This is a genomic window from Ruegeria sp. HKCCD7296 (assembly GCF_013110775.1).
In the GTDB taxonomy this organism is placed as follows: Bacteria; Pseudomonadota; Alphaproteobacteria; order Rhodobacterales; family Rhodobacteraceae; genus Ruegeria.
On record NZ_WVRF01000039.1, the window covers coordinates 1 to 1511 of the forward strand.

Here is a 1511-nt window from a genome sequence, read left to right on the forward strand (position 1 = left end):
TTGTCCGCCATCAGCACCCATGGAACAGACTAGGTTGATTGCGTAGCGGAGGATTTCAGGCTCATCGTAACCATCAGAGAGTGGAGATGAGAATGAAATCCGGGAAACAGAAAGCGTCAGTAGAGAGAGTTGTCAAAGACATCCGCAGGAAGACACGGCGCCAGCATTCGGCAGAGGAGAAGATCCGTATTGTGTTGGATGGGCTTCGTGGTGAAGACAGCATAGCGGAGCTGTGTCGCCGTGAAGGAATAGCTACGAGCCTGTATTACAGCTGGTCGAAAGAGTTCCTTGAGGCCGGTAAGAAGCGGTTGGCTGGCGATACCGCACGCCAGGCTACCAGCTCTGAGGTGAAGGATTTGAGAGCGGAATCGTCGGCGCTGAAAGAGGTAGTCGCCGACCTGACCCTTGAGAACCGGCTGCTCAAAAAAAGCATGTTCGAGGATGGGGGAGACGACGAATGAGATATCCCGCATCCGAAAAGCTTGAGATCATCCGGCTGGTTGACGGTTCGCACCTGCCGATCAAACGCACACTGGAAAAGCTCGGCATTCCCAGAACGACCTTCTACCGCTGGTACGACAGGTATCTGTCTTTCGGCGAGGCCGGGCTTGAGGATCGCCATTCCCGGCCAGGTAGGGTTTGGAACCGCATCCCCGACAAGGTGCGCAAGCAGATCGTGGAACTGGCTCTGGAAGAACCCGAGTTATCGCCCCGCGAGCTTGCGGTGCGGTTCACCGACACCAGGCGCTACTTCGTTTCTGAGGCCAGTGTTTACAGGCTTCTGAAGGCACAAGATCTGATCACTAGCCCAGCCTGCATCACCATCAAAGCGGCGGATGAATTCCATGAGAAGACTGTGCGGCCGAACCAGCTTTGGCAGACCGACTTCACCTATCTCAAAGTCATCGGTTGGGGCTGGTTCTACCTGTCTACGATCCTGGATGATTACAGCCGTTACGTTGTCTCTTGGCGCCTTTGCACCACGATGAAAGCTGACGATGTCACAGGAACACTGGAAGACGCTTTGGCTGCATCAGGTTGTGACAGTGTCACCGTTGCCCACAAGCCCCGGCTGCTCAGCGACAACGGCAGCAGTTACATCTCTGGCGAGTTGGCGAAATGGCTGGATGAGCAGGGTATGGATCATGTTCGGGGAGCGCCCAACCATCCGCAGACCCAGGGCAAGATTGAGCGATGGCATCAGACGATGAAGAACCGTGTCCTGATGGAAAACTACTATCTGCAAGGAGCGCTCGAACAGGCCATCGGCGACTTCATCAATCACTACAACCACAACCGATACCACGAGAGCATCAGCAATCTGACACCCGCCGATGTCTATTTCGGTCGAGCCGAAACAATCCTCAGACGCAGAAAGGAAATCAAACACCAGACAATCCAGAAACGCCGCTTGCGGCATCATCAGAACGCGGCGTAGATTGAAACTACGGCGAGCCTGATCCTCCTAAGCCAATCAAACGCTCGTGTTCCAAATCATTCGATGACGGACA

General features: G+C 54.6%; 1 protein-coding gene. It reads left to right on the plus strand.

Features of this window, described 5'->3' with window-relative positions; genetic code table 11:
* Positions 1-86 precede the first annotated feature (86 nt).
* Positions 87-1438, plus strand: a protein-coding gene (locus tag GS632_RS21955; RefSeq protein WP_171722507.1) for an IS3 family transposase whose coding sequence is annotated in 2 segments (ribosomal slippage) — positions 87-423 and positions 423-1438 — 1353 coding nt in all. Because the reading frame shifts where the segments join, the coding sequence is not laid out codon by codon here.
* Positions 1439-1511: the final 73 nt, after the last annotated feature.